The following is a 16668-nucleotide window of genomic DNA, read 5'->3' as shown; positions in this document are numbered from 1 at the left end:
ATAATCGTGAGTATGAACAACCAAATAATATGCCCTCACTGTAAAAAATCATTCCTTCCTGAGGAGGGAATGCGACATCAATTAGATGAGGAGCGAGCTAAGTTTCGTAAAAATGAGGAAGCCAGGTTACGTAAAGAGGTTGAGGAGGAAACGTCAATTAAGTTGAAGGACAAACAAAATGAAACAGAGGAGTTGAGAGTAGAAAAACGAAAACTACAGGAAGAACTTCTTGAGAACAATAAAAAGGAAAGAGAACTGAAAAAACTACTCGAGGACAAGGATCTTGAAATGCAAAAAAAACTTCAGCAAGAGGAAGAAAAGATTAGACTCGATGCTCGTAAAAAGGTTGAGGAGGAACAAAGTCTCAAATTTCTAGAAATGCAAAAAAAAATGCAGGAACAATCGATGGCGTTAAAGGATATGGAGCGTAAACTTCAACAAGGGTCACAGCAGACTCAGGGTGAGGTGCTCGAGGAGTTCCTTGAGACCACTCTCAAATCACTATTTATCTACGATGAGATACAGCCTGTGCCAAAAGGAATACGAGGCGCAGACGTGATTCAGATCGTTAAAAATAATAGAGGAAGTGTTGCTGGGAAGATTATATGGGAGTCAAAACGTACAAAGTCATGGAGCAATGACTGGTCTTCAAAACTAAAAGAGGATAAACGAAGTGTTGGTGCCGATGAGGCGATTTTAATTACGAACAATTTACCTGCAGGAATAAAAAGCTCAGGAAGACATGAGGGATATGGGTTGCCGACTACGACTCGATTATTGGCTCTGCAACATTTCTACGAACGATGCTCTTGATGGTAGCAGGCGCAAAGGCCGGAGCAATAGATATGTCACAGAAAAAGATTTATTATTCCAATATGTTCACAGTGTTCAGTTTCGCAATAGAATGGAAGCGGTAGCGGATGCATTTGCTGAGAGAAAAGACGATATAGAGGTAGAAAAGCGCTACTTCACTAAGAAATGGGCAAAAGAAGAAAAACTTATTTCTGCAATTTTGAACAACAATGCAAGTATTCAGGGTGAGCTTGAGGCAATTACAGGCGTAAAATTGGACGATGATGTTTTAACCTTGGAAAGCGGAGAGGAGACTGAAGTACATGGATAAAAAAATTATTTCTTTTTTTACTCGTTGGAAGGTTATCCTGCCTTTAGCAGCGATCGTCTTAGTCTGGTTTTTTTGGCCGCAACCTAAACAGGTAATAAAAAAACAAATCTCCGCAAATTCTTCTTTATCAGCGGTGCCACAGTCATCAAAGGAGGTTTCAATCGCTTCGTTATTTGGAGTAAATAAAAAAGTAAAATGTTCCATAACTTCAGCAACTGCCTACATTGATGATTCAAAGATCACTGCAACGCTTATTGAGAATAAAAAAAGGAGCAGAATCATCTTCGATGGTGACTGTTTATATCGGTGGAATGAAGGAAGTAGTGGAGGTGACAGGTCCTGTGGACTCAAGTCCTATCTACCATTTGTATCACAGCTTGCGAGCAATGATTCTCTGAAAAAACTCTATCCACAGGTTGGAGAACTTTCAACAGCATGTAAGGAAGTCTCGACCATCGATCAGAAGTTATTCGAGGTACCAAAGAAAGTTCTTTTTAAGAACAAGAAGTTATTTTAAAAAAATGTCCTGGCTACGACCGACTTTCCCCAGCTCCGCTTTGGAGTGAGTATCATTGGCGCTGGTTCGTTTCACTTCTCTGTTCGGGATGGGAAGAGGTGGTTCCAAACCGCTCAAGCAACCAGGACAAGCACTATTATATCAAATTGTTTATAATTAGGAAATGGAAGATTTAAAGATTCCTTCTCACTCCCTCCTACATTCGTTTTGTATTCGTCCAAAAGCCAAGTTTGAAACCCAGATGGATAAGGAAGAAATCTTTCTCGTACTTCGAGCTCATCCAATCACTCAGCTTCCTTGGATATTAAACGGAATTTTTCTCATAATCCTACTCATATTTGTAAATATAGTTGCATCGCAAGTATTTAGCACCGGGCAACTTTTTATACTTAATATAGGTGTAGTGGCCTTCGTATTCGGTTATTACTGGTTTAACTTTTTATCATATTTTTTCAATGTTGGGATTGTGACAAATCACCGAATTGTTGATGTGGATTTCCATGCAGTTATTTATAAGGAAATTACCGAGGCAAGAATTAATAAAGTGGAAGACATAACTGCAAAGTCAGGAGGATACATAGCGTCATTATTTAACTTTGGAAATGTATATGTTCAGACCGCTGGAAATGAGCTCAACATTGAGTTCATAGCAATTCCTAGGCCAAGCGATGTTGTAAAGATTATTAACAGTATAATGCGATAAAATGCAGGAATTACTAAACTTATTTTCAACTAACAGATCGATATTCGATCTACTTTTTAAATTATTCGCAATCGTTATTAGTATCCTGTACCTTATTTATGCCTTTATTGTACTCAGACAATCTAGGCTCATGTTGCGCGCGATCGAGGAGACTGGTGGTACCGCAATTCGATTTATTTCAATCATTCAGGTTTTTCTTGCGATCTTCCTTATACTCCTCAGCTTTGGTATCATCTAATAATGATCACTTCTCGAGTAAGAGCCCATCTTAATCACGATCAGGAAAGCGGCATAAGCATCTTTAAGGAGGATAATGGTTTTTCGATTCTCTTGATGATTCCTGAGGAGCGTGATGCTGAGGTGTTGGGACGATACTGTCATTTCTTAAGCGAGTTTGTGACCTCTTCTTCCTTTCATAATGCGACGGAGTTTGATGGAGTGGTCTCCGATGCATTTCGGACCGCAAACCTGCCTCTTTCTTTTTCAATCGCCTGTCTTTTTCGACAGGACACCGTGGTTTATCTTAAGACCTATGGTGAAGGTACGGTCGTGCTAAGACGAGATGTGAGAACAGTGCCCTTAGTAAGTCACGGAGCATTTGCATCGGGAAAAATTGAGCAAGGCGATGAGATCGCTCTTTCAATTGGTGGAAAGGATCCCTTTACTAATTTAGACAACTGCGTACATATAGAGTTTGGGACAGAAGAGCGGTCTGAGGAACGAGTAGCTTCACCGGAGGTCAAGATCATGGCGCGATCTCAGGTGGGAAATTTTAGCAAGACAATAAAAGATCGTTTGAGTGGAAGAAGACCATTAGTTCTTCTTGCCGTTCTGGTTATAGGGGTGCTCTTGTCTATAAGTATTATCCGAAGTTACACGAATAAGACAGCGCAGGAGGACAGGCAGAACCTTGCAAAAATGAGTGAGTTGATTTCGCAGAAACTAGAGCAGGCGCAGGACGTATTTGAGCTAAACTCAGGACGATCGGTAGCACTTCTGTCCGAAGCTAAACAGGATCTGAAAAATCTGGAATCTAAACTCCACAGTACACATAAAAATGAGATAGAAGTGCTGTCGAATAAAATTGAAGAAACAGAGAAGAACATCCTCCAGAAGAACGTAAAGAAGGCTGAGGAGTTTATCGACTTAGGTCTTGAGGAGAAGGGCGCTACCGGAACCATGATGTGGAGATATGATGATAAGGTCGTGATCGTAAATCCTAAAGGAGCCGTTTACATCTTGTCTCTCGAGAAAAAAACTCTCGAAGCACGATCATCTCCCGCCTTGGTCGGAAGTAGTCTAGCCGGACTTGATGACTCTGTAGTGTACACGTATAGGAAAGGTAAAGGTGTGATAAAAATGGACCCAGAAGCTGCAAAACCCATAGTTGCAATAAAACTAGACAAAGACTGGGGAAACATTGCAGATCTGAAGGTCTTCAACAAAAACATCTATCTCTTAGATAGCTATAAGGGTCAGATTTATAAATACATCCCGACCGATGATGGATTTGCCACACGCTCTTCATATTTTAAGTCTGGTGCATATGCTCAGAATGCAACCTCGTTTGCTATAGATCAGTCTATCTTCGTTGCACAAACGAAACTAATCACAAAGTACACAGCTGGACTTCAGGACGGATTTAATCCAACCTATCCTAACGATGGTCCAACTATTGCACGAGTTATCACAGGAAGCGATGTAGACGATCTCTACATTTGGGATAGATCACATGGGAGTGTAGTAATTTTATCAAAAGGGGGAGATTACAAAAAAACGATAGAGTCGTCTGCCTTAACAAAGGCAACAAGCGTTGAGGTGTTCAATGGATCAGCTTACGCGCTACAAGGCTCCAAGATATTCAAGATAGACCTGAAATGATATAATGTGCGTATGAAACTACAAAGTGTTTCTGATCTGGAGCTAGTTGATCTTCTCCTGCAAAAAAACGATTCTGCTTTACGCGAACTAGTCCATAGATACGAGAAAAAGCTACATAATTTCGTTTACAAGAAATTAAGAAGCAACGAGGTTGCCCAAGAAGTTGTGCAGGATGTTTTTATTGAGTTATTCGATGCACTTAGAGGATACAAAAAAACTGCTTCGCTACAAACATACCTCTTTACCATAGCTAACTATAAGGCGATCGACTACATTCGCAAGCAAAAGATTAAGCGTGTTCTTTTCTCTGCTATACCCCCATTTATTCTCGAGCGTATAAAAACGATTTTAATCGATGATGAAATAGAGAAAAATGAGCTAGGTCAAAAAATAGAGACCGTAATTCAAAAACTACCGAATGATTATAAGCTCATCATACGACTCAAGTATATGGAGGGCTATCAAGTTGAGCGGATAGCTCAGGAAATGTCGCTAAGCTTTAAGGCTACGGAAAGTTTACTCTATAGAGCTCGGAAAGCCTTTATTAATCTATATAAAAAATCAACATGAACTTTGCCTATTTAAAACATAAATACCACGAGTCATTTATTGTGGACCCAAGTGATCTTGGCAATCCAACTCTCACCAAGATCTATAAAAGAGTAAGCGGGCGACTAAAGATAATGCCTTTTTTGTATCTAGTACCCATTTCGGTAATGGTAATTGTGGGAATCTCTTTGGTTTTTGGATTGTCCGTCGTGAAAATTGCCACCTTACTCCAGAATGGTATCTAAATTCAGATTTTCGAAGATCTCTTCTTTTGTTGCGTCATTTCTTATTGTCCTACGTCGGAGTATTTTACTAATCCTCACTCCATATAGGACCATGCGAAAGATAAGTCTAGAGACCGATAAGTTACAGATTTTCTGGATAGCCTTCTTTCTCGTCACGTATTTTTTAACAGTAGGTCTTGTTAAGATCTTAACTTTTATAGTGCTATTCGTTAGTACGATTCTTTTTATGCTTGCGGTTGGAATAAGTTTGAAAAAGAAGATAAAGATTTCGAGCATGCTCTTTACATTTAGTTATGGTCTTTTACCCACCACAATATGGTTTTATATGAGTTTGGTATTACTCTATCTCCTACCTCCACCACGTACACAGTCCCTTCAGGGAAAAGTATTTAGCGTACTGTATGTAAGCTTTTCATTATCGTTGCTCTTATGGAAGATAATATTGAGCTATCTGGCAATCAGATTTTCACTCAAGCTTGGGTTTTACTCAACAATGATTGCACTCATTTTTTATATAGGATTTATAGCTATTCTCAGCTACTTCGGTCTGACCCTTGGATTGTCTAAAGTTCCGTTCATCTAGTCGCGAATGATTTGGTCGCTAGCCACGACTCATATAGTATGAATGTACATAGAGATACAATTAAAATTAGGACGAAGGAGTTTTGTGAATTTATCGATATTACTGAAAAGATTGAGAAATTTCTCAAAAAAACAGGAATAAAGGATGGAGTTGTGAGTATTCACTCCAAACATACAACTCTAACCATCAGAGTAAACGAGCGGGAGTCTGGACTAATCGCCGACTTTAAAGACTTTATATCTAAGCTTATACCCAAGGATAATTATTACCGCCACAACGATCTGAGTGTGAGAACCGAGAACTTAGTCTGCGATCCAAACGCCTCAGACTGCTTAAATGCGCATTCACATATCGGTCACTTATTTATGGGAACGTCAGAGTTTTTGCCAATAATTGAGGGCAAATTAATGCTTGGCACGTGGCAACGAATTTTCGCAATAGAGCTTGACTGTAGTAGGAACAGAGAAGTATTTATTCAAGCTATGGGAGTATAACCTATGACAATCACTGAAAGAAGACCGGCGCGTGAAATGGTTGATGAAAAACGAGTATTTCTTCCTGATTTCCCACACACCCTGCCAGAGTTAAAAACTGCAGGGTATGACTCGGTTGGTCTGGATATTTTAATTGGAGCTACGGATCCAGCTACTGGCGGTCCAGTTTTTTTATTCGAGGTATGTGCCGAGACAGCCAAGACTAGAGCCGGACAGTTAACACACCCAAAAGAAACGATGAAACGTGACGAGTCTTGGAATCCTGAAACTTTTGATGATACTGTAAGACGGTGCTTAGCCGATGAACTTCTCATTGATGTTGTTGAAACCCCACTTTTCGCAGATTCTAATAGAATGTTGATTCCGACCGAAACGCATAGAATTAAAAACGGAGTTCGTGAAGGCTACAAAGCTTTTATTCTCGTACTGTGGTCGGACCAAGGATTTCCTTGGATGACTCAAGACGTAAGTACTCCAGAGGTTCAAGGTTGGAGGATAATGCCACTAGGAGAAATTCTCAATGGTGATCCTGAGGACTTTAGACCCTGTACGCAAGATATCTTTAAAAAAGCGATGGATGGCGGCTTCTTTCAACCTCCTCTAACTGCATTAAAACCAGTTGAGTTTAGGCCACAAAACCCAGGATTCGTATTTGATATTCGACTTAAAGATCTTCATGCTTAAAACTACTCCAAAAGTTGAAGGAATTTATCTTGCGGGCCCTCGTGGCTTCTGTGCAGGAGTTGCGCGAGCAGTGAATGCGCTTGATGAAGTTCTGAAATTACACGGAGCGCCTGTCTACGCACGACATGCAATTGTCCATAACAGAACCATTGTCGAACGTTTTGAAAAAAAAGGCGCAATCTTTGTTGAGGAATTGAATGAAATACCAGACGGAGCAACGGTTGTCTTTAGTGCGCATGGAAGTCCACCGAACTTCTTCAAAACAGCAAAGAAGAAAAAATTTAAGTTGTATGATGCCACCTGCCCTCTAGTTTTAAAAGTTCATATAGAGGCCAAAAAATACGCAAGCGATGGTTATTTTATTTTTTATGTAGGGCACAAAGGACACCCAGAGCCCATAGGCGTCATGGGCAACGTACCAACAGAATCAATCGTACTCGTTGAGTCCGCTGAGGAGGCGAGAAAGATCATGCCTCCACAGACCGAGAAATTAATTGTACTAACTCAGACAACGCTGAGTTTTGATGACACGAAAGAAATCTTGAATAGTCTCCAGGAACATTTTCCCACAATGATTCGACCTCCAGCCTTTGACATCTGTTATGCAACTCAGAACAGACAGGTCGCTGTGAAAGCGATGGCAAAAGAAGTAGATGTTGTAATTGTTATAGGATCTCCAGAAAGCTCAAATTCGGTACAGTTAAGAGAGACAGCAAAAAAAGAGGGTATTCCCGCATATCTCATTGATGGACCCGACCAACTCGAGCAGGGATGGTTTAGCAACGTTAAAAACGTTGGCATAACTGCAGGTGCCTCAGCTCCTGAGGATGTGGTGTTAGATGTAGTGAAAGCGTTAAGCGATGAGGATACCAAGATGAAAGAGCTTATTGTGAAGGTCGAGAACGTTAAATTTTTGCCACCAACAGGGCTGTCATGATGAAAAAAATAATTTTCATTAAGTTTGGTGGAAGTATTATTACCGATAAAAGTATACCTTTAACTCCAAATCTATCGACGATAGAAAGTCTTTCTAAACAGTTCGGTCGAGTAGCGAAAGAAATGTCCGATGAGCACTCGTTCGTGATTGGTAATGGAGCGGGATCCTTCGGTCACTATTTTGCTGACAAATACGATCTTGTGCACGGAATCCATACAAAGGACCAAATTGAGGGGTTTTCCACAGAGCAATACTACGATACGGATCTGAATCATTTAATTGTGAAGAATATTATGGTGCATCACCCACTCATACAAGCATTTCATCCGTCTTCCATGTTCTTAATGAGAGGTGGGAAGTTTAAAAAATGCTTAGTAGAGCCAATAATTAATGCCTTAACTCTAGGAATAACTCCAAGCATCTATGGAAATATCGTTACCGATGAGCAGTCGGGATGCTGCATATTGTCTACCGAAACAATCTTTCATGAGCTCATAAAACAATTTTCACGCAAGAAGATTCAGGTTGCTAAGGTCATATATCTGACATCGATAGATGGATTTCAGAGGGAGGATGGCTCGGTAATACAAAAAGTAGACAAAATATCTTTCTTGAAAAACGAAAAATACCTATATAACACAAAAGGATTTGATGTGACCGGTGGCATGAGGCAAAAAATTACAGAAGCATTGAAACTTGCTTCATTAGGAATTCAGACACATATCGTCAACGGAAATGAGAAGGATGTGCTAACTAAAATATTACTAAAGAATGAAGGTTTAGGGACGACTGTATCGTAGTTATCCGAGTATAGATTACCGAGGGCCAAACCTAGGCTCTACGTTTCTGGAGGGCGAGCTATTAAAACTCGGTATTGAAAAATTGAAACCTCCGTTTGAAGGGGTAATTATTCCAGAGTTTGGAAAGGCAATACTGAACACCGCGTTAAACAATACTAAGACAACAATTGCAATAAAGATTCCAATAAGAGCGCTTCGAATACGGGCCTGTGCTTTTTGTAGTCTATCCTTATCGCCACTTGATGTTACCCAACTAATAGCTCCCCACATCATGTAAACCAATGCGAGAATCCCAATTGCTACAAGAAAAGTGTTAATTAATCCAGCAATGAGAGTGGAAATATCTTGTCCAGGATTTGAGCCTCCAAGACCTCGTACTGGTGGAGTAATTTTTCCGAATACATCCTCTACATTTCCCATAGTTTATATAAATAAAGTTATTCCCGTGATCATGCTTACTACCTGTACGATTAGATAGCTTAAGAATATCAGAACGAGTCCAACGAGTGAGTAGGTAATTGTTTTTCGAGCTTTTTGGATTTTTTCTTGCTCCCCGCTGCTGGTGACGAAAGTAAACGCTCCATATAGGAGGATTGCCAAGAAAACTAGAGAGGCAGCAATCATAATCGTTGGAAGAATTTGATTGAGGAGTGTTCCGATATCCCCAAACTGTGCTACCGGATTGACCGATGGCTGGCTGATGTCAATCACGGCTAGCAAGCGAGAGTTCATAGATAAAGTCTATAAAAATTGTCGAATTGTTGCAACCTAAGCACGTTATAATAGATCGTTGCATGGTTAGCTATGTAGCAATATAACTATGAAGCAATTACAACACATTGCGATAATTCCTGACGGCAACAGAAGATGGGCTAAGCTTAATGGACTCCCAACAATTGAAGGGCATCGAAGGGGATTCGAGATGATTCAAAAGCTCGCTAAGTATCTTCGAAGTATTAATGTAAGAATTCTAACGGTCTGGGCTTTTTCTACCGAAAACTGGAACAGAGACAAAAGCGAGATAGATTATCTTATGGGCATATATGAACGCTGGCTCGACATAGACCTGAAAACTGCGTTAAAAGAGGAAATTCGAATCATTCATCTCGGACGAAAGGATCGACTAAACGAGTCTCTACGTAAGAAGTTGGAGGAGGCTGAAGAGAAGACGAAGCACTTTACCAAGTTTTATCTAGGCGTTGCGCTTGATTACGGCGGAAGAGATGAACTGCTGAGAGCAACTCAGCAAGTTCTAAGTTCTAAGTTCTCCCGACACGAAGTCGGGATCCGCGATTCTGAGGAATCGGGAAAAATTCTTAGTGAAAGCGATTTCGAACAGTTTCTCGATACTAAAGACTTTCCATATCCAGACCCGGATTTGATCATTAGAACAAGTGGTGAGATGAGAACATCTGGTTTCATGAGTTGGCAGTCTGCTTACAGTGAATACATGTTTCCCCCGATTCATCTTCCCGACTTCACGGTCGACGAACTGAAAAAATGTATCGATGAGTACAATCAACGACAGAGAAGATTTGGACGGTAGGTCGTAGAGTGCGAAACGTGTAGCGTGTGGCGCAAGCAATAATAATTCTTGCGATTCGCGTTGTACGATTCGCGATACGCGACTATAATTACCGCATGCAGAGTCCTTCATTTATTATCACCAATAAGATACTTTCATCGATATCTAAAATAGAGGCAGCAGAGGAAGTTATTAAACATGCGCCTCTTTTACCACTTTGGGAGAAGCAGTTTAAGGAAGACGCGGTAGTACGCGCTGTTTATCACGGAACGCACTTAGAGGGAAACCAGCTGCAAAAAGATGAAGCCAAAGATGTTCTTATGGGAAAGGACGTTGTGGCGCGACCCCGAGATATTCAGGAGATTATTAATTACCGCAAGGTAATTGAGTTGATCGATGAAGAAGTACGAAAAAAAATCGAGAATATTACAGAGCCATTCATCAAAAAAGTTCATCGCATAATCGTTACTAAAGTGCTAGATGAAGCGATGTCGGGTGAATATAGAACAAAGCAGGTCGTCGTAAAAAATTCCCAAACAGGAGAGGTTACCTTCACTCCGCCTTCCGCAATTGATGTGCCATTCTTGATGCGTGAGTTTACTTACTGGCTAAATCGAGATAGTACAACAGAACTTCATCCTGTTCTAAAGGCAGGAATAGCACACCATGAGCTTGTGAGAATTCATCCCTTTGTTGATGGAAATGGAAGAGTTGCGAGAGTCCTAGCTACTTTAATAATGTTACTAGGAGGATATGATATCCGAAGATTTTTTCACTTGAAGAATATTATGATAAAGACTCACATTCCTACTACGAAAATTTACAGAAAGCTTCGGCTGGAGATTTAACTGCATGGCTCGAATATTTCACCTGGGGGCGGCAATAGAGTTCGACAAGGTAAAGGAAAAGGTTCTCAAACTTTCACGGGACGTTAAAATGAAGGAGCGATTTGGTGGTAAACAGATCTATCTCAATGATCGGCAGGTAAAGTTGGTCGAGTATATTCAGGAGGTTGGATATCTTCAGAATCAGTCGTTCGGAACGGTTATTCAAGATGTATCTGAGGACACAATTTTGAGAGACATACAGGATCTTATTAAAAAGATCTTATCAAAAAGTTGGAAGCACAAAGGCTGCTCGCTATGTAATGGTTTAGAATTTTATATGAAATTTTCTGTATTCGCGAAACATCTTGAGGAGATAGAAAATGTCTCGTCAAGAAATGAAATAACTCGTCTTCTTGCAAATCTATTTAAACTACTTCAAGCTGATGAGATAGGAATGGGGCTATACTTAATGCAGGGTAGAGTGGCACCACTTTATGAATCGGTAGAGTTTGGAGTGGCAGAAAAGAGTATAGTGAAAAGTGCAGTGAGCGCAATGAATATAGAGAAAAAATACTTTGACTCAGAGCTTGGAAAAATAGGAGATGTTGGGCTTACGGTTGAGCATTTCAAGAAGCAGTTCAGTTCCTTCGAGGAAGAAGATTTAGATCTGAGAACGGTATTCGATCAGTTGCGATTAATTGCAGAGCAAAATGGCGAAGGTTCACAGGAGCGAAAAAGCAATATTTTGGCTCAGTTGATTAGACAGCTTGACCCTTTATCCTGCAGATACCTCGCCAGAATACCGATAGGAGCTCTTCGTATTGGGTTTTCGGATATGACTGTTCTTGATGCATTTTCGTGGTTGATAGCTGAGGACAAGACATTACGAAAAAAAATTGAGCAGGCCTATCATGTGAGACCAGATATTGGATTTATTGGCGAGGTTATTAAGAGTAAAGGGATGAAAGGCCTCGTGTCTGTACATCCAACCATGTTTACCCCAATTATTATGATGAGGGCGGAAAGACTATCATCTGGCGTAGAGATTATTGAGAAGATTGGAGAATGTTCGATCGAGCCGAAGTATGACGGTTTTAGACTGCAGATCCATTACGGGGGAAAAAGAGTAAAGATGATATCGCGAAATCTAGAGGATGTAACGCACATGTTTCCGGACCTTGTTGAAGCCATAAAGCATGAGGTTAAAGATGATGATATTATCTTTGAGGGAGAAGCGATTGGATACGATCCTAAGACGAACAAGCTACTTCCTTTTCAGGAAACTTCACAGCGTAAACGAAAGCACGGAATTGAAGAAAAAGCACTAGAGATACCTCTGCGACTGTTCATCTTCGACCTTCTCTATCACAATGGTAAAAGCTATATTGACGAGCCATTTAATGAGCGAAGAAAAAAACTGGCAACGCTCATTACCTCTAGTTCTAAGAATAAGAAGAACAGGATATTGTTATCGAGCGATACTGTGGTTAATGATCCGAAAATCGTTGAAAAGATGTTTGACGATGCGATAGAGCATGGACTTGAAGGGATTCTTGCAAAAAAACTAGACGGAGTGTATCAGTCTGGAGCAAGGGGATGGAACTGGATCAAGTTTAAGCGAAGTTACTCATCGAAGATTGATGATACGATCGACTGTCTCGTGATGGGGTACGACTATGGGAAAGGAAAGCGTACTGGATTTGGTATAGGAGCATTTTTGGTCGGAATTTATGATGATAAAAATGACCGATTTTTAACTGCGGCAAAAATAGGAACTGGACTGACTGACGACGAATGGAGAACTCTTAAAGCTCAAAGTTCTAAGTTGAAAGCTTCAACTAAACCAGCGCTCTATGATGTGAATGATGCGGCTTCCTGTGACGTCTGGGTAAAGCCAGGAATAGTTATGGAAATTAAGGCGGATGAACTCACCCGATCCTCTGTTCATACCGCAAAATATGCATTACGATTTCCACGGTTGGAAAGATTTCGTGACGACAAACGTCCAGAGGATGTAACCACTCTTGATGAATATAACGAGATGTTTGAGGCGCAGAAGAAATAACGGGGAATTGACCTAAATAATACCCGAATCCCAATCTGAACTTAGTGCTTGAGATTTGTTTAGGTTAATTAGAGCACTTAGAGTACTTAGAAATTTACTACACATTGTGTCCTCTATATGTCTTCAAAGTTCGGGCAGGATACTCCACCAAAAACTCATACGGATCTCTCTTTATTCTTCGAGCAGAAAACTGAGCTTCGAAGTGAGGATCGAACATTATAACTCCATTATGTTTATTGATGTGAACACTAATATCGATGTCTTCATGGAACTCGGCATTGTCATCGCAAAGTTCATCTTTTATTTCGTCCCAAATTTTTTTGGATATAGCCATGCTTGTGCCAAAAAGAGGAAAGTATCCAGAGATCTCCTTAAATAAGTAGATGGAAGCCTTAAAAAGGGGCTTAATGTTCTTAACTGGAAAGTCGTAGATTGTGGTTAGACCAATTAGCCCATCGATCTTTTTTCGCTTCGTAAAATTGTAAACGATACGTTCAATCCAGTTTGGTGGAAGAATTGAGTCCGCATCGCAGCGCGCTAGTACTTCTGATTTTGCCGAGCTGAAGCCCTTCGCTCGCGAATAGGTCATTCCCTGTCTAGTCTCCTTCACTATTCGCACATCAAACTCGGAGGCAATAGCAATGGTATTATCGGTGCAGTTATTGTCCACGACAATAATCTCAGCAGCTTTTATAGTTTGATTCTGAAGGCTTTCCAAACATGCTCGAATATATTTCTCTTCATTGAAGGTTGGGACAATAACCGATACTTTCATATAATCAATCATGAACCGCTTTATAGCGACCTATGTAATAGATAAATGATAATGCCATTATGAATCCTGCGATCATTATTGGCGTTGTGACACTGTATGCAGTAGCAATGATACCAGAAATTGCCGGAGGAATTGACTGAGCAAGCGCATATAGACTCGCGTTGATTCCCAGCACTTTTCCTTGGGACGAAGACTCATTATTAATACTAAGAAGTGAAATGATTCCGGTTTGAGTAAGGCCGTTCGTAACAGCAAACAATGCGGTGATTACATATAGGTGTAAGATTTCCACCTTCGGCAACAGGAGAAATGTCATTGTGCAACAGCCTAGAAGTCCGAATGCAAGCATCGCTTTGTTACCCAACACACGACTTATGAATTTAGTAAGAAAGATTTGGGTTATCGCTATCCACAGGCCTGCAAAGGCAAAATACTCACCAATGGAGACTTGAGTAAAACTATACCGCTTAAAAAGTAAGACTCCGAAAAATGATACGAACATAGTGAAAGCGAACTGGAAAAGAAATCCGACCAAAAAAAGCGTATTTAGTCTCTTGTGACTTAGAGCTGCTTTTATGTCAGAGATGGACTGGCCGAAGCGAAGTTTAAGTTGTCTTTTTTCATAAGGATGAGTTTCTGGTAAAAAAAGCCATGTGACAACTACGCTCACAAAGCTGAGTAGTCCAGCCATCAGAAATGGAGTATCGAGGTGGAACCAGCTAACTAAATTTGAGTCGGATAGCTTCCCACCGAGGTACGGTCCGAGTATAAAGCCAATTCCAAAAGCTGCCCCAAGTAGTCCGTAGACTCTTGTTCTGTCTTTAACCTCGGTGATATCCGCCGCAACAGCCTGCGCAATCGCAATATTGCCTCCCATAATTCCCCCAAGCACCCGTGATAAAAGAAGTATCGGAAAGCTGGTCATTCTAATTCCTAAAACTGCCAAAAAATAGGATAGAGAGGTTGCGGCAAGGCAGTAAAAAAGTATCTGTTTTCGTCCATATTTATCTGAGAGCTGGCCTAATATCGGAGCAGAAAAAAACTGAGCAAAGGGATACGCGGCAACAATGAGTCCGTAAAGTATATACTCCTGTTTAACTAACGGAAATAACTGATGAAGAATCGCGAGATTAAACTGTGTTTTTATGAAAAGTACGGGCAGAATGGGGATGATTATCCCAAATCCGAGAAGATCTAGTATAACAATGGTAAAGAGTATGCTTATTATTTTTGATTTCATTGTTGTTAGTATCGAGATCGATATATGATTATAATATGATTTTGTAGTCAACACATATGTCAGAGTTAATTAAAGAGTTAAGTATCATTATCCCAACTTTAAACGAAGAGCATTATCTCCCAAAGGTACTAGATCATCTAGCTGCACAAAAATGGGACGGCAAGCTTCAGGTAATTGTGGCCGATGGGGAGTCGACGGATGATACCGTTAAGATAGCGAAGACATATAGCTCCAAATTCACTGATTTTGCCATTGTGAGCTCTCATGACAGGACGATCGGAGGAGCGAGAAATGAAGGCTCAACAAAGGCGATGTACGATCACATGCTCTTTATCGACTGCGACATTTATCTTCCACCCCATTTCTTAAACGATTTTTTGAAGAAAATTCCATCTGATAGGTCGATGTTAGCATTTGTCCTTCATGTTCCATCGAAATTTAATGTCCTAGACTACCTTTGGACCTTTGCAACATTTGCTTTCTACTCGGTATATATGTTGTTTAATCCATTTTGCAGTGGAACCTTTCTTTTCGTGAGTAAGGATGTGTTTGAGAAGGTAAATGGTTTTAAGGAGGGACTACGTATGGCTGAGGATATCGATCTGAGTAACCGAGTTCTAAAGGCCGGAGCAAAGTTCAAGTTCTTATATAGACCGTTTGTGTACGCGTCAGCACGTCGCTTACATGAGATTGGAAGAATTAAGATGCTTTACTACTGGGCCAAGGGTTATTTTGACAGTTTACTCTCGCCAGACGGGACGAACAAAGCTGCCGATGACTATACCTTCGGAACGCACAAAAAAGGCCACTAAACTTCGAACTTAGATAAGATTGGGAAGTGATCCGAGTGAAAGACCTCCACTCTTTTGTTAGAAATTAGCTTCAGATTTCGATAGAAAACGTAGTCTAGCTTAAGTTTTATTGCAAATTTCTTAAAGAATGTCTGTCTCGATGTATAAAAAATGTTGTTAGTAGCTTCATGAAGATGGTGTTTGCTCAGAATATCTTCAAGTTTTCGTCTTCCGTAGGGATAGTTGAAGTCTCCAGCAATAATTAAAGGGCTTTTCTTTGGTACTGTAAGGTCACTGAGAGTGTTATTTAACTGCTTGATTCGCAACGAATTTGTGGCGTTGGGGGAGAAGTGGATGTTGTAGGTGCAAACTGGTATCCTATTTTTTTTAATTATGAAGTCTGTGCGTAGAACGGTGCGTGGATTGGTTCTATTTTTCAGTAAAAACGTTATCATCTGAATGACGCTACTTGGTAGATTGAAGCTTTTTGTTCTCTGAAGTGTGAATAGTGATGCTCTATAGAATGTGGCCACGCCGTAGATATTTTTGCCTTTTACGAAGCTGTTTGAGAAATCGGCCAGCTCGTAACCAAGCTCCATAATGGTCTTCATGCTTTCCTCATCGGTGGTTAGTTCTTGGAGAAAGACTATGTCAGGATCGCAGTCCTTCAAAACTGAGCGTAGTTCTTGTGATGCTTTGTTGTAGTGGAGGTTGTAGGTGAGGGTGGTGTAGTTCATTGAAATAAATTATAACATGCAGGATGTCCACAAACCGTCCACAAAATTCAATTAGCTATTTCAGAGCGCATGTAGACAGTCTAAATACTGTGAAACCATACTATAAGTCTACCTATTTTTAACCCACAAATTCCTATAGGCTTGACAACGTTTTTGGTGTTAGGTATATTCAAAGGAGTATGAGACCAAAGA

At 40.4% G+C, this 16668-nt stretch carries 22 protein-coding genes and 1 rRNA gene; 17 read left to right on the top strand and 6 right to left on the bottom strand.

The genetic code is table 11. The features are described from left to right. Positions 1–12: 12 nt before the first annotated feature. The 3 genes from IPH70_04640 (at position 13) to IPH70_04630 (ending at position 1640) form a co-directional block, all read left to right on the top strand. Positions 13–813: a DUF2130 domain-containing protein gene (locus IPH70_04640; GenBank protein ID QQR63760.1), complete on the top strand. Its 801-nt coding sequence runs from the start codon at positions 13–15 to the stop codon at positions 811–813. A 91-nt stretch (positions 814–904) separates the two neighbouring features. Further along, a complete protein-coding gene (locus tag IPH70_04635; GenBank protein QQR63759.1) occupies positions 905–1123 on the top strand; it encodes a hypothetical protein in 219 nt (72 codons plus the stop codon). After that, complete coding sequence (locus IPH70_04630) at positions 1116–1640, top strand: hypothetical protein (protein ID QQR63758.1); 525 nt, start codon at positions 1116–1118, stop codon at positions 1638–1640. The genes IPH70_04635 and IPH70_04630 overlap by 8 nt, the downstream gene beginning before the upstream one ends. A 7-nt stretch (positions 1641–1647) precedes the next feature. Here IPH70_04630 and rrf read toward each other — a convergent pair. Next, positions 1648–1766: ribosomal RNA gene (gene rrf, locus IPH70_04625) — 5S ribosomal RNA — on the bottom strand. 37 nt (positions 1767–1803) lie between these two features. Here rrf and IPH70_04620 point away from each other — a divergent pair. The 10 genes from IPH70_04620 (at position 1804) to IPH70_04575 (ending at position 8516) form a co-directional block, all read left to right on the top strand. After that, the gene (locus IPH70_04620; GenBank protein ID QQR63757.1) at positions 1804–2343 is read left to right on the top strand and encodes a hypothetical protein; all 540 of its coding nucleotides are present in this window, start codon (positions 1804–1806) and stop codon (positions 2341–2343) included. Position 2344: 1 nt separating this feature from the next. Continuing rightward, positions 2345–2581 carry a hypothetical protein gene (locus tag IPH70_04615; GenBank protein ID QQR63756.1) on the top strand — a complete coding sequence of 79 codons (237 nt, stop codon included), beginning with the start codon at positions 2345–2347 and terminating at the stop codon, positions 2579–2581. 2 nt (positions 2582–2583) lie between these two features. Beyond that, the gene (locus tag IPH70_04610) at positions 2584–4224 is read left to right on the top strand and encodes a hypothetical protein (protein QQR63755.1); all 1641 of its coding nucleotides are present in this window, start codon (positions 2584–2586) and stop codon (positions 4222–4224) included. A gap of 12 nt (positions 4225–4236) precedes the next feature. Beyond that, positions 4237–4794 carry an RNA polymerase sigma factor gene (locus IPH70_04605; GenBank protein ID QQR63754.1) on the top strand — a complete coding sequence of 186 codons (558 nt, stop codon included), beginning with the start codon at positions 4237–4239 and terminating at the stop codon, positions 4792–4794. Continuing rightward, positions 4791–5018 (top strand): hypothetical protein, encoded by a 228-nt coding sequence (locus tag IPH70_04600; GenBank protein ID QQR63753.1) that lies wholly within the window; start codon positions 4791–4793, stop codon positions 5016–5018. Before IPH70_04605 ends, IPH70_04600 begins: the two co-directional genes overlap by 4 nt. Positions 5019–5109: 91 nt before the next feature. Beyond that, complete coding sequence (locus IPH70_04595; GenBank protein QQR63752.1) at positions 5110–5601, top strand: hypothetical protein; 492 nt, start codon at positions 5110–5112, stop codon at positions 5599–5601. 38 nt (positions 5602–5639) lie between these two features. Beyond that, positions 5640–6095 carry a YjbQ family protein gene (locus tag IPH70_04590; protein ID QQR63751.1) on the top strand — a complete coding sequence of 152 codons (456 nt, stop codon included), beginning with the start codon at positions 5640–5642 and terminating at the stop codon, positions 6093–6095. Between the two features lie 3 nt (positions 6096–6098). Next, positions 6099–6779 carry a hypothetical protein gene (locus IPH70_04585; protein QQR63750.1) on the top strand — a complete coding sequence of 227 codons (681 nt, stop codon included), beginning with the start codon at positions 6099–6101 and terminating at the stop codon, positions 6777–6779. Next, on the top strand, positions 6772–7716 hold the full coding sequence (ispH, locus tag IPH70_04580; GenBank protein ID QQR63749.1) for a 4-hydroxy-3-methylbut-2-enyl diphosphate reductase: 945 nt from the start codon (positions 6772–6774) through the stop codon (positions 7714–7716). The genes IPH70_04585 and ispH overlap by 8 nt, the downstream gene beginning before the upstream one ends. Next, positions 7716–8516: a hypothetical protein gene (locus tag IPH70_04575; protein ID QQR63748.1), complete on the top strand. Its 801-nt coding sequence runs from the start codon at positions 7716–7718 to the stop codon at positions 8514–8516. The genes ispH and IPH70_04575 overlap by 1 nt, the downstream gene beginning before the upstream one ends. 15 nt (positions 8517–8531) lie before the next feature. Here IPH70_04575 and IPH70_04570 read toward each other — a convergent pair whose 3' ends face one another. Next, a complete protein-coding gene (locus IPH70_04570; GenBank protein ID QQR63747.1) occupies positions 8532–8936 on the bottom strand; it encodes a hypothetical protein in 405 nt (134 codons plus the stop codon). A gap of 3 nt (positions 8937–8939) precedes the next feature. Beyond that, on the bottom strand, positions 8940–9248 hold the full coding sequence (locus IPH70_04565; GenBank protein ID QQR63746.1) for a hypothetical protein: 309 nt from the start codon (positions 9246–9248) through the stop codon (positions 8940–8942). Between the two features lie 88 nt (positions 9249–9336). Between IPH70_04565 and uppS the strand changes: the two genes are divergently transcribed. The 3 genes from uppS to IPH70_04550 are packed head-to-tail and all read left to right on the top strand — an operon-like array spanning position 9337 to position 12933. Continuing rightward, positions 9337–10062, top strand: coding sequence for a di-trans,poly-cis-decaprenylcistransferase (gene uppS, locus IPH70_04560; GenBank protein QQR63745.1), 726 nt, complete (start codon positions 9337–9339; stop codon positions 10060–10062). 26 nt (positions 10063–10088) lie between these two features. Beyond that, positions 10089–10889: a Fic family protein gene (locus IPH70_04555; GenBank protein QQR63744.1), complete on the top strand. Its 801-nt coding sequence runs from the start codon at positions 10089–10091 to the stop codon at positions 10887–10889. Positions 10890–10893: 4 nt separating this feature from the next. Then, a complete protein-coding gene (locus IPH70_04550) occupies positions 10894–12933 on the top strand; it encodes an ATP-dependent DNA ligase (GenBank protein ID QQR63743.1) in 2040 nt (679 codons plus the stop codon). 97 nt (positions 12934–13030) lie between these two features. On the opposite strand, the gene IPH70_04545 is transcribed toward IPH70_04550, so the two are convergent. Both IPH70_04545 and IPH70_04540 read right to left on the bottom strand, forming a co-directional pair. After that, complete coding sequence (locus tag IPH70_04545) at positions 13031–13720, bottom strand: glycosyltransferase family 2 protein (protein QQR63742.1); 690 nt, start codon at positions 13718–13720, stop codon at positions 13031–13033. Continuing rightward, on the bottom strand, positions 13713–14948 hold the full coding sequence (locus tag IPH70_04540; protein QQR63741.1) for an MFS transporter: 1236 nt from the start codon (positions 14946–14948) through the stop codon (positions 13713–13715). Before IPH70_04540 ends, IPH70_04545 begins: the two co-directional genes overlap by 8 nt. Before the next feature lie 56 nt (positions 14949–15004). On the opposite strand from IPH70_04540, the gene IPH70_04535 reads away from it, so the two are divergent. After that, the gene (locus IPH70_04535; GenBank protein QQR63740.1) at positions 15005–15760 is read left to right on the top strand and encodes a glycosyltransferase; all 756 of its coding nucleotides are present in this window, start codon (positions 15005–15007) and stop codon (positions 15758–15760) included. On the opposite strand, the gene IPH70_04530 is transcribed toward IPH70_04535, so the two are convergent. Continuing rightward, positions 15757–16476, bottom strand: a complete 720-nt coding sequence (locus IPH70_04530) for an endonuclease/exonuclease/phosphatase family protein (protein ID QQR63739.1) — start codon at positions 16474–16476, stop codon at positions 15757–15759. The genes IPH70_04535 and IPH70_04530 overlap by 4 nt on opposite strands. Positions 16477–16668 lie beyond the last annotated feature (192 nt).

Source organism: Candidatus Roizmanbacteria bacterium, from assembly GCA_016699265.1.
In the GTDB taxonomy this organism is placed as follows: domain Bacteria; phylum Patescibacteriota; class Microgenomatia; order UBA1406; family GWC2-37-13; genus CAZLQR01.
Note: the sequence above shows the minus strand (reverse complement) of the source record. Positions and strands in the feature narration are given on the sequence as shown.

Bases quoted from the DNA above. Each gene is read 5' to 3' on its own strand.
- IPH70_04640 (QQR63760.1), top strand. From the start codon at position 13: ATGAACAACCAAATAATATGCCCTCACTGTAAAAAATCATTCCTTCCT.
- IPH70_04635 (QQR63759.1), top strand. From the start codon at position 905: ATGGAAGCGGTAGCGGATGCATTTGCTGAGAGAAAAGACGATATAGAG.
- IPH70_04630 (QQR63758.1), top strand. From the start codon at position 1,116: ATGGATAAAAAAATTATTTCTTTTTTTACTCGTTGGAAGGTTATCCTG.
- IPH70_04620 (QQR63757.1), top strand. From the start codon at position 1,804: ATGGAAGATTTAAAGATTCCTTCTCACTCCCTCCTACATTCGTTTTGT.
- IPH70_04615 (QQR63756.1), top strand. From the start codon at position 2,345: ATGCAGGAATTACTAAACTTATTTTCAACTAACAGATCGATATTCGAT.
- IPH70_04610 (QQR63755.1), top strand. From the start codon at position 2,584: ATGATCACTTCTCGAGTAAGAGCCCATCTTAATCACGATCAGGAAAGC.
- IPH70_04605 (QQR63754.1), top strand. From the start codon at position 4,237: ATGAAACTACAAAGTGTTTCTGATCTGGAGCTAGTTGATCTTCTCCTG.
- IPH70_04600 (QQR63753.1), top strand. From the start codon at position 4,791: ATGAACTTTGCCTATTTAAAACATAAATACCACGAGTCATTTATTGTG.
- IPH70_04595 (QQR63752.1), top strand. From the start codon at position 5,110: ATGCGAAAGATAAGTCTAGAGACCGATAAGTTACAGATTTTCTGGATA.
- IPH70_04590 (QQR63751.1), top strand. From the start codon at position 5,640: ATGAATGTACATAGAGATACAATTAAAATTAGGACGAAGGAGTTTTGT.
- IPH70_04585 (QQR63750.1), top strand. From the start codon at position 6,099: ATGACAATCACTGAAAGAAGACCGGCGCGTGAAATGGTTGATGAAAAA.
- ispH (QQR63749.1), top strand. From the start codon at position 6,772: ATGCTTAAAACTACTCCAAAAGTTGAAGGAATTTATCTTGCGGGCCCT.
- IPH70_04575 (QQR63748.1), top strand. From the start codon at position 7,716: ATGAAAAAAATAATTTTCATTAAGTTTGGTGGAAGTATTATTACCGAT.
- IPH70_04570 (QQR63747.1), bottom strand. From the start codon at position 8,936: ATGGGAAATGTAGAGGATGTATTCGGAAAAATTACTCCACCAGTACGA.
- IPH70_04565 (QQR63746.1), bottom strand. From the start codon at position 9,248: ATGAACTCTCGCTTGCTAGCCGTGATTGACATCAGCCAGCCATCGGTC.
- uppS (QQR63745.1), top strand. From the start codon at position 9,337: ATGAAGCAATTACAACACATTGCGATAATTCCTGACGGCAACAGAAGA.
- IPH70_04550 (QQR63743.1), top strand. From the start codon at position 10,894: ATGGCTCGAATATTTCACCTGGGGGCGGCAATAGAGTTCGACAAGGTA.
- IPH70_04545 (QQR63742.1), bottom strand. From the start codon at position 13,720: ATGATTGATTATATGAAAGTATCGGTTATTGTCCCAACCTTCAATGAA.
- IPH70_04540 (QQR63741.1), bottom strand. From the start codon at position 14,948: ATGAAATCAAAAATAATAAGCATACTCTTTACCATTGTTATACTAGAT.
- IPH70_04535 (QQR63740.1), top strand. From the start codon at position 15,005: ATGTCAGAGTTAATTAAAGAGTTAAGTATCATTATCCCAACTTTAAAC.
- IPH70_04530 (QQR63739.1), bottom strand. From the start codon at position 16,476: ATGAACTACACCACCCTCACCTACAACCTCCACTACAACAAAGCATCA.